The following is a 14,673-nucleotide window of genomic DNA, read 5'->3' on the forward strand; positions in this document are numbered from 1 at the left end:
CGGGAGGGTTCGAATGCAAGAATTATTGGGGAAACCAGTCGCAGACGCGATTTATAAAAAAGCAAAAACAAGGATTTCTTTATTAAGGGAGTACGGATATATTCCCCGGGTTGCAATGGTGCAGATCGGCACGGCTTCGGATGATACCTTTTACAAGCACAGTTTGATACGTCAGTGTGAAAAAATTGGAATTCAAGCGGATGATGTTTCGCTGCCTCAATCTATTACGGAGGATGATTTAATTCATCAGATTCAGCGGTTCAATGAGGATGCTGAAATACATGGTGTCATGATTTTTCGACCCTTGCCTGACCATATTTCAAACGAGAAAATTAGTACATTTTTAGATCATTGTAAGGATGTCGACTATATGAATCCTGACAATCTTGGCAAAATCATTATTGGAAAAAGCCGGGGGAGATTGCCTGGTACACCAGCTGCTGTCATGGAAATGCTGGATTATTATGAAATTCCCTTGGCTGGGCAGGATGTTGTGATTGTCAATCGTTCCTTGGTTGTAGGAAAGCCCTTAGCCATGCTACTCTTGGATCGCAATGCAACCGTAACGATCTGTCATTCCAGAACCAAGAATCTGATTGAAAAAATGAAAGCTGCCGATATTGTGGTATCTGCCGTCGGAAAGCCAGAGCTTTTTGGCGCAGAGTGTTTTGATTCTCATAGCTGTGTTATCGATGTGGGGATTAACAAACGCCAAGATGGTTCCATGTGCGGGGATGTGCGTTATTCAGAATTAGAATCGTTGGTAGTTGCCGCTTCGCCGGTCCCCAGGGGGATTGGTGCTGTGACGTCTGCTGTGCTTTTAAGGAATGTTGTATATTCATGCCGTCAACTTAGCGGCTTAAGTTTGGTTGCTTCTTTCGAGGAAAGATGGGGGTAATAGAGATGAAAGGATTTTTAATTGGTCATGCCGATGACCAAGTGGCGAAAACGGGTTGTACAGTTTTGCTTTGTCCGGAAGGTGCAATTGCTGGTGTCGATGTTCGCGGCGGAGCGCCGGGTACAAGAGAAACGGCACTGCTGGATCCGCGTATGACGGTGGAATGTGTGCATGGGGTGTTGCTCTCCGGTGGAAGCGCCTTTGGTTTGGATGCAGCATCGGGTGTGATGCAATATTTGGAAGAACAGGGAATCGGATTTGATACGGGTGTTGCGAAAGTACCAATTGTTCCAGCAGCCGTTCTCTTTGATTTAGCAGTCGGTCAAGCTGCGATTAGGCCAACCGCGAAAATGGGATATCATGCCTGTGTTAACGCGGAAGATGGAATTCCATTGCGAGGGAATATTGGTGCGGGGACAGGCGCAACTGTTGGCAAGGAAAAGGGCATGCATCTTGCGATGAAATCAGGATTTGGTTTTTCGATTTTTGAGAGGGATGATTTTTTTGTCGCGGCGGGAATTGCAGTCAATAGTTTTGGCGAGATTTTTTCAGAAACAGGAGAACGGATTGCAGGGGTGCAGATTTCTGAGAATCAAACGCCGGATCAAAAGCCATTTTTAGGAAGCAATACAACCATCGGTTTCATTTTAACCAATGCGATTGTTACCAAATCACAAGCGAATAAATTGGCTTCTGTTGGACATAATGGGTATGCACGATCCATACGGCCCTGTCATACCCCTTATGATGGAGACACGCTTTTTTGCCTGTCAACTGCAAAGATTCCTTTTGATTTTTATAGCCTGTGCAAAGTGACGGAGCAGGTTGTGGCTTCTGCAGTCATCGACGCGGTTGAACAAGCTGAATCGATACCTGGATTTCCAGCGGCAAGGGGGAAGGGATGAATCCATTAGATGAAAGGCCCTTATACATTCAACTAAAAAACGATTTGTTGGATCAAATTAAGTCTGGAATTTGGCAGGAAAAGGATCAGATTCCGACGGAATTGGAGTTGATGGAACTCTATCATTTGGGCCGTGATACGGTTCGAAAGGCTGTCTCCATCCTGGTACAAGAGGGATATCTGATCAAGCGAAGAGGGAAGGGGACCTTTGTTGCAAAGACACAGTTCTCCATTGGGTTTGAACCCTTGATTAGCTTGCGTTATGCGCTTCAAGTGAGGGGCTTAGAAGAAACGAATGTGGTTTTGGATCAGTTTATCGGCACGCAACCGAAGGGAATCGCCGATCGGGCTCGCATGCCTCAGTTGAAAGAATCCATGCGGATTTTACGTTTGCGCGTTGTAGAAGGCCGCCCTTTGGCCATGGAAGAGTCGGTTTTTTCCTCTCAAGGAATCAACTTAGAGGAAGTGAATCCACATGAATCCATTTCGCGGTTTCTCTTGCAGCAATGGGGAAATCAAATCGATCGTATTGAGCAAATTATGACACCGAAGAACCCTACGAAAGTCGAGCGGGAACAATTGGAATTGAAGGAAAACTGTCAGGTTTTAGCTTTGGAACGATGGATTTATGTGAAAAAGAAGGAATCTCCCATCTCCTATGTTTCATTTGTGATTCCTATGACAGAATATGATTTTTCCATTTAACCGACGTAAGTCGGTTTTTTCATTTAACCAAGGAATTCAATTGTCCTTGGTCTCATTTTGGAAAGAAGTGATATAATATCCTTGAATCTACCAATAGGAGGAAACTATGGCATCCAAGGTGGTATTATCTATCGATTGCGGCACCCAGAGTGTCCGCGCTATGCTCTTTAATCAAAAGGGAGAATTGCTGGATCGGGTAAAAAAAAGTTTTCAACCGTACACGTCACCACATTTGGATTGGGCGGAGCAGGATGCGGATCAGTATTGGGAAAATCTATGCCAAGTAACGCGAAGTCTTCAACAAAAGTCACCAAAATTATTTGAAATGGTGGAAGCAGTAACACTGACGACACAGAGAGACACGGCTGTATTTTTAGATCAGAGCGGGAGACCTCTTCGTCCTGCGATAATTTGGATGGATCAGAGAAAATTGAAGAAAGCACTTCCTTTTAATAAAACGCAAGCTTTGGCTCTTCGGTTGACGGGAATGCGGGAAACTGCGATCACATATAATCGAAATTGTCCGGCGCATTGGGTGAAAGTAATGGAGCCCGAAATTTGGAAAAACACAGAACGTGTTTTGTTGCTGTCGGGCTATCTGCTCTTTCGTATGACTGGCTTGTATCGGGACAGCGATGCTGCACAAGCAGGGAAGGTTCCTTTTAATCATAAAACGAGAAAATGGGAACCTAGTTTTTCGATCAAGGGACAGATTTTTCAAATTCCCAAAGGAATGCTTCCAGAACTGATTGAGCCAGGTCAAAGGGTCGGTGAGATCGTAGAGAGGGCGGCGAGTGAATCGGCTATGCCTCTTGGCTTGCCAGTTATTGCCTCAGCGTCGGACAAGGGCTGTGAGACGATTGGATCGGGATGCATGGATGAAACAACAGCGAGCATATCTTTAGGCTCTCAAGCCAGTATCCAAACAACAACAAGGCGTTATTTTGAACCCATACGATATATTCCACCCTTTGCAGCGATGATCCCCGCTAGTTTTAATCCAGAGATTCAAGTATATAAAGGGTATTGGATGATATCTTGGTTCGAACGGGAATTTGCAGAAAAGGAAATGCAAGAGGCAAAAGAATTGGGCGTGTCTCCAGAATCTCTTTTAAATAAGCGTTTAGCGGCTGTGCCTGCCGGGTCAGATGGATTAATTCTACAACCCTTATGGGGAGCTGGCATCAAGAAACCTGAAGCTAGGGGTTCAATTTTAGGATTTAATGATCAACATACACGCATTCATATTTATCGAGCGATTATAGAAGGTGTTGGATATGCCTTGCTGGAAGGAGCGGGACAGATTGAAAAAAAACTAGGTCATTCTTTTACATCGATTGCTATTTCCGGCGGTGGATCGCAAAGCGATGCCATTTGCCAGATTACGGCAAATCTTTTCAATATTCCCGTATATCGCGTGCAAACCCATGAAACATCGGGATTGGGTGCGGCCATAGCCGGTTTTGTTGGACTTGGTGTTTATGATACTTTCGAAGAGGGAATTGCAAAAATGGTTCAAAAAACCGATTGGTTTGAACCGGATCCCAAAGAGGCGAAGATCTACCAACTTCTATATCAAAGAATCTATAAAAAAACCTATAAGCAGTTGAAACCCTTATATAAAGAATTGAGAAAAATTATGAAGGAAATCAATGAAGAATAGGACATATTGATTGCAAGTCTTGAGTGCAAGAAAAGAAGCGTGAATTTCGCGCTTCTTTTCTTTTATCCAAGTCATATATCGTTTATAATAAAGGGTAGAATAAAATGAGAGGAGAAAAGAATGAAAATCAGAAAAGCAGTTATTCCTGCGGCTGGGTTTGGTACAAGATTTCTTCCAGCTACGAAAGCACAACCAAAAGAAATGTTACCCATCGTCGATAAACCATCGATTCAATATATTGTAGAAGAAGCATTGAATTCCGGCATCGAAGAAATCTTGATTATTGTGGGACGCGACAAGTCCTCCATCATCAATCATTTTGATCGATCCGTGGAACTTGAATTGACATTGGAGAAGAATCAGAAAGATGAAGCTTTAGCCATGGTCCGAGAGATAACAAACATGGTGAATATTCACTTTATTAGGCAAAAGGAAGCTTTGGGATTGGGGCATGCGATCCTTCAAGCGAAAACCTTTGTGGGTAATGAACCCTTTGCCGTCTTGCTGGGAGACGATATTGTTGATCATCAAGTGCCCTGTTTAAAACAATTGATTGATAGTTATGAGCAGTATCAATGCAGTGTGGTTGGCGTACAATCAGTTGAGTGGGATCATGTATCTAAATATGGTATTGTCGATGGAAAAGAAATTGCTTCTCGGACTTATGAAGTGAAAGACATGGTCGAAAAGCCAGCCAGGGAGGATGCGCCATCCAATGTAGCAATTCTGGGTCGATACATTTTGACACCTGATATTTTCGGGTATTTGGAGGAAACTCAACCGGGAGCTGGAAATGAAATTCAATTAACAGATGGAATTAAAAAACTTTGCCAAGGGAATCGAGTTTTGGCCTATGACTTCGAGGGAAGGCGATATGATGCCGGTGATAAACTTGGCTTCTTAGAAGCAACCGTTGAATTTGGACTGAAGAATCCAGAAATTGGCGACGCATTTCATACCTATTTAAAAAACCTAATACAAGGAGAAAATAATGACAACTTTTAAAATGACCATTGCCTATGACGGCACGAAATATCAAGGATGGCAACGATTGGGTAATACTGATATGACCATTCAAGGAAAAATTGAAGCAGTTTTATCGAGAATATACACCCGTCCAATTTTGATCGACGGTTCAGGACGAACTGATGCCGGCGTTCATGCAAAGGGGCAGATTGCTTCTGTGGAACTACCGAAAAATCGAATTGATCCTAAGTCTTTGGGCGAAATCAACCATTATCTTCCGGAGGATATTCAAATCATGTCCATGGAAAAGGCGGATGATCGTTTCCATGCTAGATTTAATGCCAAGCAAAAGATTTATCGTTATCGAATTTCTGTTTCTCCATCTGGAAATGTGTTTGAGAGAAAAGAAATGATTCGGATTGAAGAGCCTCTGAACTTAGAGGCAATGCGCAGTGCTGCTAGCTATTTAATAGGCGAGCATGATTTTCAATCATTTACGGCCATGAAATCAAAGACAAAATCCACGGTTCGGACGATTGAGTCGATTACTGTTACAGCTTTGTCAGACGAAATACAAATCGATTTTTTAGGAAGTGGATTTCTGCGTCAGCAAGTACGCTTGATGATGGGACTTTTGATCCAGGTTGCCCAAGGCGTTGTTAAGCCGAAGGCGGTAAAAGATATTCTTGACGAAAAATCACGAGCCAATACGAGAGCAGTAGCTCCAGCAAAGGGTTTGTGTTTGGAGCGTGTCATCTACTAGGAGGACTTCATGGAGATACGATTTTTTCATTTGGCAGATATTCATATCGGGAAATGCTATTCCACTCATTGCTTAAGCCATGCGCATGCTGAATCGAGGCGGAATGAAACCTGGGGAACCTTTGCGCGCATTTGCGGAAGGGCAAAGGACGAAGGCGTAGATTTTATTTTGATTGCAGGCGATCTTTTTGACAGTCACTATTGTAGTCTTCAAGATCTATTGGGTGTTTCGGAGCTTTTTGCTAGCCTGTCGCCTATTTCAATTTATGTGATCGCTGGCAATCATGATCCCTTGGGAGAAAAGAGTGTCTATCACTGGGTGAAATGGCCTAAAAATGTGTATGTGTTTTCTTCGCAGCAATTTGAAAAAATCGAGTTGGAAGAGAAGAATCTAACCATCTGGGGGAAAAGTTGGGACCGCAAAGAAGATTCTGAAACTTGTATCGTACCTATTTTTAATCCCGATACGAAAAATCTTCTTATGCATCATGGTGATCTTGATCTTGAAGGATCCCTCTATGCTAATTTGTCCTCGAAGAACATTCAGGAAGGAAATTTTGATTATGTCGCTTTAGGACATATTCATCGACCTGAAATCTCAAAAAAATTTACAGGGGCCTATGCGGGAAGTCCAGAACCCTTGGATTTTGGGGAGTATGGGGAACATGGCTATATGGATGTTCGCATAAAAGATGGGCAGACGGATATTCAATTCATTCCAGAAAGTAGTCGTAAATTTATCGCATTTGAGATTGAAGCTTCGGCAACAGATACTGTTCTTTCATTGGCAACAAAGATTCGTAGTCACGTTATTGATCTACAACCGAGTAAAGATTTTTTCAAGGTTACGGTCACAGGGTATTGGGAGGGGCAGTTCGAAATGGCTTCTAACCAGCTGAAGGCTTTATTACAGTCTGAATTCTATGATTTGACCATCCGTGATCAAACAAAGCCGGATTTGAACATCGAAAGGTTAGAACAAATCTATAGTGATTCGGCTGTTGGGCGATACATTCGAACAATTCAATCTTCAAATCTTGATGAATTGGTTCAAAAAGAAGCCTTGTATATTGGACTTGAAGCTTTGTTGAAAGGAAAAAAATGATGAAAATTACACGACTAGAGTTGCAGAGTTTTGGAAAATTTCATCAGAATCACTGGGATTTTTCTCCTGGTTTCAATTGCGTTTATGGACCGAATGAAGCTGGAAAATCAACGATGCAAGGCTTTATTCAAGGAATGTTTTATGGATTTTATAGTCCCTATACGAAAACCAAACGCTATACACTTTCGTACGACCGATTTCGCCCTTGGGATCATCAGGAATACCGTGGTTCCCTTCAATACAAAGTAGAAAATGGCGTCTATCGATTGAGTCGAAATTTCATTAAGGGCGACGAGTCAGTTTCTGTTATTCGTCTTTCGGATGGGGAAGAAATCACGGACCAATTTCCTTATAATGGAACAACTCGTACAATCGTACCTGGCGATGCTTTATTTCAAATGTCGGGACCGATGTTTCAAAACACAGTATATATTCAACAGCGATTGGTAAAACCGGAGAATGATTTTGCTTCGGAAGTACGAGACAACTTCGTTAGCATTGCTCAGGATTTTTCAGAAGATGTATCCGTTAAAAATGCTATGACACATTTGCAAAATCAATTGGAGAAGGTCGGCTCGCCTAATCGACAAAAAACCTCGGTTTTAGGAAAATTAGTGGCAGAGTTATCAAACTTGGAAGATGAACGATTGGCACTGCTTCGAAGTCATTCTGAAATGCGCGATTGGTTTGTCATGCGTCGTAAACTACAGAAAATGAATCAAGATCTAGACTTGAATTTTCAGCAATTGGAAATTGAAGAGAAGTATTGCAGACGAAAAGCTTTAGAAGAAGATCTTGCAGAATTAGAGGAAACGAAGGATCGAATCCGTCAATTGGAAATCGAACATGAAAAGGTAGAACCCTTTCGTGATTTTGATGATTCAGAAGCGGAAGAAATTGTAGAATTGGAAAGTCAACTTCGTTATTTGAAGGATCGCATGCACGGAGAAGAAAAGCAGGAAGAAAGGCAGCACACAGAATGGGTTCGATGGCCATTGTTGCCGGCAGCACTCTCTTTGATTGCTGTTATAGTATTCTATATCTTCTCTGTTTCGATCGGTGTATTTGCGAGTCTTGGCATATTTGTAGGATCGATCTTGATTTTTGCATGGACAAATTTAAAGCAAGGCAAATCGGTTGTCAAGGAATCGGAAAAAGAGGACTCTTTTTTATCTATTGCTGACAGGAGAGATTATGAAAGAATGCTGGCGCGATTGTACGCTCATTGTCAAAAAGCGAATTGTGGGCAATTACAGGACTACAAAAACAAATTGGATGGCAAAGCAAGATTGGCGGAAATCGAACGAGATCTTTCTCATTTAGATGAAGTCTTTGAAGTACAGTGGAAAGAAAAAAACGGGAACCTTTTAGAAGAGGAATTGTTACGGCTGCCAGTTGTTCCTTCTAGCTGGGCTAGACGTTCATCTCAGGTGGTTGCTGAAGAATGTAGAACGAATCGACAGCAGAGGAAAGAAAATGAATTAGAGATCGAATGGTTGAAAGGTATGATCGCTTCAAAGGAAGAAGATCGTTCCTTGGCTCACGTAGAAGAGGAATTGGAACTTCTCCGAGAACAAGCAGAACGCCTGCACCTGAAAAGGAAAGGGCTCTTAGCAGCAATCGATGCTTTAAATCAAATTGCTGGAGAAGTTCAAGAACAGTTTTCTCCAGAATTAACAAAAAACATGGGAGAAACACTTGATTTTCTTACCAATGGTAAATATCGTGAAGTGAAAATTGGCCGTGATTTTGAAATTCGTTTGGTAGAAGGTGAGATGAAGAGGGTTGTACCTGTCGACGAGGTGAGTGCTGCAACCATCGAATTGGTTTATTTTGCCTTGCGTCTTTCTATTCATTCATTGTCTGGAGACGCAAAAACACCACTTTTTCTTGACGAGCCCTTCTCGCAATTCGATCGGGACCGGCATGTTCAGGCTTTGCGGCTGTTAAAAGAATATGCTAAGAAAAAGCAGGTTATATTCTTTACGAGTCAGGAATATGAGTTAGATTTGATGCATGAGTTAGATATGAACCCGCATCTAATTCAATTATAGGAGGACTGTTTGAAAATATTTGGAATTTCTGATCTTCATTTTGACATCCGATCGGAAAAGCCGATGTCCGTATTCGGGAAAAATTGGGAGCGTCATGAAGAAAGAATAGTAGAAAATTGGAAACAAATGATTGGTGAGCAAGATCTGATTCTGCTTCCTGGGGATCTTTCTTGGGCTATGCATCTGCGTGAAGCCATTGATCATTTGAAACTGCTAGATGATTTGCCGGGAATCAAGTGCATCGGGAAAGGCAATCATGATTACTGGTGGGAATCATTATCAAAAATGAATCAATTAGAATTTAAAAGCATTCACTTTATTCATAACACTTCTTACAAATCGGGTTCGGTTGGAATCTATGGAACCCGCGGGTGGACTTCAGAGGATTCTCAGCAATTTGATGAGCATGATGAAAAGATTGTAAAACGTGAACTGCAACGTCTTACTCTTTCTTTGGAGCAGGTGAAAACGTCTAAAACAAGAATAGCTATGTTGCATTATCCGCCATTTTCCTTTCATGGGGAACTGAATGAGTTTGGAAGAAGGATTGTTGAAAACGGAACTGAGATTTGCATCTATGGTCATTTGCATGCGGAGGGACATCGTTTTGTCCGAGAAGGCAAATGGGGGGGAACAAGTTTTTATTGCGTGTCTTCTGATTATTTGCAATTTGTTCCACGGCTATTAAAGGAGATCGTAGGATGAAGGAAAGAGAAGTTAAGGTGCTTGGTATCAACTTGAATGTTGTTGAGGAACGTTTGATTCAAGCTGGCGCCGTTCTACTCAAGGATGAGGATCAAATTAACTGGGTGTTCCGAGCTGATGTTCTTGAAACACCAGAGGGTGAGTTGGGTTATCTTCGCCTTCGATCTACCAAAAGTCGAATCACAAATGATTCGACTTTTGAATTAACCCTAAAGATGAAAGAATCTGCAAAAGAATTGCGTGTTTACGAAGAATACACTTCACAGGTGAGTGATCCGAAAGTTCTTATTGAAATGTTTGAATTACTGGGTCATCCTCTTCGCCATCGTGGAGAGAAACATCGGAAGTCTTATCGCTGGCAGGGAATTGATTTTGAGATGGATCAATGGGACGAAAACACCTATCCTGACCCATATTTAGAAATAGAAGTAGAGTCGGAAGACGACTTGGAACGAGCCTTGCAAATGCTTAAAATTCCAAGGGATTTGATTTCGACCAAATCTATTGGTGATTTGCGAAAAGAATGGAGGGAAAATCATGCTAATCAGTCAAATAACGGCACAGAGGGTATTGGAAACCGCGCTTGAAACTGGCGCTGACTTTTCGGAAATCTTTGTTGAAAAAAAGCGGGTGAATGGTGTCTTGATGATCGGTGGGGATGTTGAAACCGTGCAGAGTGGATTGGATTCAGGTTTGGGTCTTCGAATTATTTTTGGAACGCAAAGTCTTTACGGATACACGACGGATCTGAAGGAAGAGACTCTGCTTCGCTTGGCTAAAACATTAGCAGCAGCCGTATGTGAATCGAAAAAAGGGATTCTGCATCCGTGGATTCCAAAAAATGAAATCGTATCCCCTCATCCTATTCTGATATCTCCTGGATCGATTCATATGAAAAACCGAATTGAGAGAATGAAAGAAGCCCATCAATTTGCATCTGCTTATGATTCTATTATCACACAGGTTTCGGTACGATACGCCGATGCTGTGCAAGATATTTTGATTGCTAATAGTCAAGGAAAATGGATAGAGGATCAGCGGACAAGAACACGATTTTCAATCAGCAGTGTGGCAGAATTCCAAGGTGAAATGCAGACTGGCGGGTTTTCTCCGGGTGCCGCTCAAGGATATGAGTTTGTTCAGAACCTAGATGTGAAAGCGGTAGCTGAAGAATCGGCGCGGGTTGCGGTTACGATGGCAAAAGCTGAGCCTTGTCCGGCAGGGAATTTCCCTGTGATTATAGACAATGGCTTTGGAGGCGTAATTTTTCATGAAGCTTGTGGACATGGTCTGGAAGCGACATCGGTTGCCAAGAACAATTCCATTTTTTCTAATCGATTGGGTGAAAAAATTGCATCTGAAAAAGTCACGGCTATTGATGATGGTACCATTGTGAATGCTTGGGGCAGCAGTCTCTATGACGATGAAGGAGACTTGCAACGCAAGCGGATTCTTATTGATCAAGGCGTTTTAAAATCCTATATGATTGACCGTTTGAATGGAAAACGCATGGGAATGGAAGCGACGGGTTCTGCACGACGAGAGTCTTATAAATATGCGCCAACATCTCGTATGAGTAATACCTATATTGCAGCAGGAACAGACTCCGTTGAGTCCATATTTTCTGCAACAGAAAATGGACTCTATGCGAAATATATGGGTGGCGGATCAGTGAATCCCATCACTGGAGAATTCAACTTTTCCGTGATGGAAGGATATCTAGTAAAAAATGGGAAAATTGACTGTCCTGTACGCGGTGCCACCTTAATTGGAAAAGGGGCGGATATCTTGAATCAGATCGATTATGTATCGGACAATCTTGCCCATGGACAGGGAATGTGTGGCTCAAGTAGCGGTTCTATCCCTGCAAATGTTGGGCAACCAATGATTCGAGTTTCTGGCATCACAGTCGGTGGTCGAAAGGGGGAGGAAGCATGAAGCAATTTTGGGAAGCCTTCCTAATCGAGGCAAGAAGCAAAGGCATTGATGAAGTCGAGATGATGATGCAACGTTCTAAAAATTTTAGCATCAACGTCTATGAATCGAAGTTGGAAAAATATCTACTCTCGGAAGATGGCGGATATGCTTTTCGCGGTAAAGTGAATGGAAAGATGGGCTCCGTATATACGGAATTGCTGAACCTGGAGTTGATCGAAGAATTAGTTGATACCTTGATTGAAAATGCTCAATCGATTGACTCAGCTGATCCTGTATTTCTTTATCCGGGTAAGGGAATAGCAATGGAATCTGATTTACGGAAAGCAAGTGATGGGAATGAAGCAGAAAAAATTGAATTTGCCATGGAGTTGGAAAAAGCTGCTTTGCAGTTCGATCCTCGTATCCACAAGGTAACCAATAGTTTTTTCGCCGAGCAGGAGAGCGAATATCAATTGATGAATAGTCATGGATTGTCCTGTTCTGAACAGGATCGCTATTTTATGGCTTATTCTTATCTGACGGCTGAAGAAGACGGAGATCGACAGACCGCTTTTGCTTTTCAACTCTCGCGTGATTTTCGAGAATTAAATCCACAGACCATTGCAAGGGAAGCGGCTGCAGAAGCCATTTCGATTCTTCATCCAAAACGAATTCTATCGGGAAGCTATGAAGCCGTTCTAGAGAACCGAGTTGTGGTTGATTTTCTTGAAAGCTTTGGCTCAATTTTTTCTGCAGATGCAGTACAAAAAGGCTTGTCTAGAATGAAGGGTAAACTCAATGAAAAAGTGGCATCTTCCTTGATCACCTTGGTGGATGACCCCACTGGCGCTGTTGGATTCTTAAAGCAACCCTTTGACTCAGAAGGGGTAAAAACCCAAAAGAAAAAAGTGATTGATCAGGGGGTATTGACAACCTATCTGCATAATTTGAAAACTGCAAATAAGGCGGGAATCGAATCAACAGGCAATGCACATCAAAGCTCTTACAAAGGATCTATGGGAATTTCAACTTCGAATTTCTATATGGAACCTGGGATGAGAAGCAAGGAAAGCATGATCAAGGAAATGAAAGAAGGTATTGTGATTACTGAAGTACAGGGGCTGCATTCTGGACTAAATCCGGTATCGGGTGATTTTTCTTTGGCTGCTTCCGGATTTTTAATCAAGGATGGAGAACGAGATCATGCGATTCATCAGATTACAATTGCCGGTAATTGGTTTCAATTGCTGCAAGAGATTCACGAGGTGGGCAAAGATCTTTGGTTTGGCATTCCATCGGGAGGACATTTTGGCGCACCATCGATTTGGTTGAAGTCCCTTAGTGTTGCGGGAGAATAAAATGGAAAAGTGGACGAAGTTGTATTATCGTGTACTGATCACGGGATTGCTTATCTTTGCAGCGATCTTGGTTTGGATGAATGCATTGGGGGTCGCTTTACCCGTCTTGCTATTGCTCTTTTTTGTTTTCTATTTGGCATTTAAGAACGGCTTGCAATCTTGGGTGAAGGCCTGTGTTTCAAAGGAGGATCCAGACTATAAAGTTAAACGGAATGAGGAAAAGAAAAAGCAGACAGATACGGTGAAACTTCTCTTGTTCCCACGGTCTCCGTGGTATAAAAATGAGAGTATTGGTGTTGTTCTGCTTTTGATTCTTGCATTTCTATTGAGATTTCGATAAAATCAAGGAAACCAGTTTGGAAGGGAGTTTGGCATGGAAAGATCATTGGTCATTATCAAACCTGATGGAGTATCTCGCGGATTGATCGGAGAAATCATCAGTAGCTATGAGCGAAAAGGCTTTCATATTGTTGCAGGAAAGCTGATCAAACCAGAACGAGAAATTGTGGAGTATCACTATGATGTGCATCGCGGCAAGTCCTTTTTTAGCGACTTGATCAACTACTTTATGGAGGGGCAAATTTTTGTCTTGGTCGTAGAAGGGGAGAACGTCGTAGAGTTGGTTCGCCGTATTCATGGAGACAAGAATCCAAGTTGTGCCATGCCCGGCACCATACGCGGAATGTATGCCTGTAGCACAACAAGAAATATCGTGCATGCTTCCGATAGTTTGGGCGCTGCAGCTCGAGAAATTTCCATTTGGTTTCCTAATTTGGATGAAGACTAAAAGAACGGTAAAGCGATTTGTTTCGCTTTACCGTTCTTTCTATTTTGTGAAGCTTGCTACAACAGCACCATCATAGGTCTCTTCAATAAAGGATTTGATTTCCTCTGTTTGAAGGGCTTTTATCAGGGCAAGAACATTTGGATCATCTGCATTGTCTTCTCTTGTTGTCAAGATGTTGACGTAAGGTGAGTTACCATCTTCCAGTAGCAGTGCGTCCTCAATTGGATTTAAACCGGCATCGATTGCATAATTGCCATTGATGACAGCAGCATCTACATCCACGAGGGTACGCGGTAATTGCGCAGCCTCGATAGCTTGAATCTTTATGTTCTTCGGATTCTCAACAATGTCAACTTCTGTTGCTTCCAAACCTGCCTCTTGATCAAGGGTAATCAATCCTGCGCTCTGAAGAAGTAGTAAAGCTCTTCCGCCATTGACCGCATCGTTTGGAATGGAGATGACAGCCCCATCTGGCAGATCTTCAAAACTCGTTAAACCGTCAGAATAGAGTCCCATGGGCTCTACATGAATACCTGCTACGGAAACGAGATTTAAACCTCTTTCTTGGTTGAAATCTTCTAGATAAGGAAGATGTTGGAAAAAGTTAACATCAATCTCGCCATCGTTGAGAGAAAGGTTGGGCTTCACATAGTCGGTGAATTCGACGATTTCCAATTCGATACCCTGAGCTTTCAGGACATCTTTCACTTGATTAAGTAGTTCTACATGGGGAACAGGGGTTGCGCCAATGCGCAATACTTGTGACGAATCGGACGTACTTTGACAACCGAAAAGCATCATTGTGCATGCCACCAAGAGTAAGAGTTGTAATGCTTTTTTCATTTTGTA

The 14,673-nt window shown here is 42.3% G+C and carries 15 protein-coding genes; 14 read left to right on the top strand and 1 reads right to left on the bottom strand.

What is annotated here, in order from left to right; all coding sequences use genetic code 11:
* Nucleotides 1-13: 13 nt before the first annotated feature.
* From AC25CA_RS08190 to ndk, 14 genes are all read left to right on the top strand, one after another.
* Nucleotides 14-898: a bifunctional 5,10-methylenetetrahydrofolate dehydrogenase/5,10-methenyltetrahydrofolate cyclohydrolase gene (locus tag AC25CA_RS08190; RefSeq protein ID WP_486816580.1), complete on the top strand. Its 885-nt coding sequence runs from the start codon at nucleotides 14-16 to the stop codon at nucleotides 896-898.
* Nucleotides 899-903: 5 nt separating this feature from the next.
* On the top strand, nucleotides 904-1,803 hold the full coding sequence (locus AC25CA_RS08195; protein WP_486813371.1) for a P1 family peptidase: 900 nt from the start codon (nucleotides 904-906) through the stop codon (nucleotides 1,801-1,803).
* On the top strand, nucleotides 1,800-2,507 hold the full coding sequence (locus AC25CA_RS08200) for a GntR family transcriptional regulator (protein WP_486813372.1): 708 nt from the start codon (nucleotides 1,800-1,802) through the stop codon (nucleotides 2,505-2,507). Before AC25CA_RS08195 ends, AC25CA_RS08200 begins: the two co-directional genes overlap by 4 nt.
* Before the next feature lie 106 nt (nucleotides 2,508-2,613).
* On the top strand, nucleotides 2,614-4,170 hold the full coding sequence (locus AC25CA_RS08205) for an FGGY-family carbohydrate kinase (RefSeq protein ID WP_486813373.1): 1,557 nt from the start codon (nucleotides 2,614-2,616) through the stop codon (nucleotides 4,168-4,170).
* A gap of 120 nt (nucleotides 4,171-4,290) precedes the next feature.
* Entirely contained in the window at nucleotides 4,291-5,175 is an 885-nt protein-coding gene (gene galU / locus AC25CA_RS08210; RefSeq protein WP_486813374.1) for a UTP--glucose-1-phosphate uridylyltransferase GalU, read from the top strand.
* Complete coding sequence (gene truA / locus AC25CA_RS08215; RefSeq protein ID WP_486813375.1) at nucleotides 5,162-5,899, top strand: tRNA pseudouridine(38-40) synthase TruA; 738 nt, start codon at nucleotides 5,162-5,164, stop codon at nucleotides 5,897-5,899. Before galU ends, truA begins: the two co-directional genes overlap by 14 nt.
* 9 nt (nucleotides 5,900-5,908) lie before the next feature.
* Nucleotides 5,909-7,003, top strand: a complete 1,095-nt coding sequence (locus AC25CA_RS08220; protein ID WP_486813376.1) for a metallophosphoesterase family protein — start codon at nucleotides 5,909-5,911, stop codon at nucleotides 7,001-7,003.
* Nucleotides 7,000-9,057, top strand: coding sequence for an ATP-binding protein (locus tag AC25CA_RS08225; protein WP_486813377.1), 2,058 nt, complete (start codon nucleotides 7,000-7,002; stop codon nucleotides 9,055-9,057). Before AC25CA_RS08220 ends, AC25CA_RS08225 begins: the two co-directional genes overlap by 4 nt.
* A gap of 9 nt (nucleotides 9,058-9,066) precedes the next feature.
* Entirely contained in the window at nucleotides 9,067-9,762 is a 696-nt protein-coding gene (locus tag AC25CA_RS08230; protein ID WP_486813378.1) for a metallophosphoesterase, read from the top strand.
* Complete coding sequence (locus tag AC25CA_RS08235; RefSeq protein ID WP_486813379.1) at nucleotides 9,759-10,349, top strand: class IV adenylate cyclase; 591 nt, start codon at nucleotides 9,759-9,761, stop codon at nucleotides 10,347-10,349. Before AC25CA_RS08230 ends, AC25CA_RS08235 begins: the two co-directional genes overlap by 4 nt.
* Nucleotides 10,300-11,700, top strand: coding sequence for a TldD/PmbA family protein (locus AC25CA_RS08240; protein WP_486813380.1), 1,401 nt, complete (start codon nucleotides 10,300-10,302; stop codon nucleotides 11,698-11,700). The genes AC25CA_RS08235 and AC25CA_RS08240 overlap by 50 nt, the downstream gene beginning before the upstream one ends.
* Nucleotides 11,697-13,037 (top strand): TldD/PmbA family protein, encoded by a 1,341-nt coding sequence (locus tag AC25CA_RS08245; protein ID WP_486813381.1) that lies wholly within the window; start codon nucleotides 11,697-11,699, stop codon nucleotides 13,035-13,037. Before AC25CA_RS08240 ends, AC25CA_RS08245 begins: the two co-directional genes overlap by 4 nt.
* A 1-nt stretch (nucleotide 13,038) precedes the next feature.
* On the top strand, nucleotides 13,039-13,377 hold the full coding sequence (locus tag AC25CA_RS08250; protein ID WP_486813382.1) for a hypothetical protein: 339 nt from the start codon (nucleotides 13,039-13,041) through the stop codon (nucleotides 13,375-13,377).
* 33 nt (nucleotides 13,378-13,410) lie between these two features.
* Nucleotides 13,411-13,824 carry a nucleoside-diphosphate kinase gene (ndk, locus tag AC25CA_RS08255; RefSeq protein ID WP_486813383.1) on the top strand — a complete coding sequence of 138 codons (414 nt, stop codon included), beginning with the start codon at nucleotides 13,411-13,413 and terminating at the stop codon, nucleotides 13,822-13,824.
* 39 nt (nucleotides 13,825-13,863) lie between these two features.
* Here ndk and AC25CA_RS08260 read toward each other — a convergent pair whose 3' ends face one another.
* Nucleotides 13,864-14,667, bottom strand: a complete 804-nt coding sequence (locus AC25CA_RS08260; protein WP_486813384.1) for a MetQ/NlpA family ABC transporter substrate-binding protein — start codon at nucleotides 14,665-14,667, stop codon at nucleotides 13,864-13,866.
* Nucleotides 14,668-14,673 lie beyond the last annotated feature (6 nt).

This window comes from Gottschalkiaceae bacterium SANA (assembly GCA_036323355.1).
GTDB lineage: Bacteria > Bacillota > Clostridia > Tissierellales > GPF-1 > GPF-1.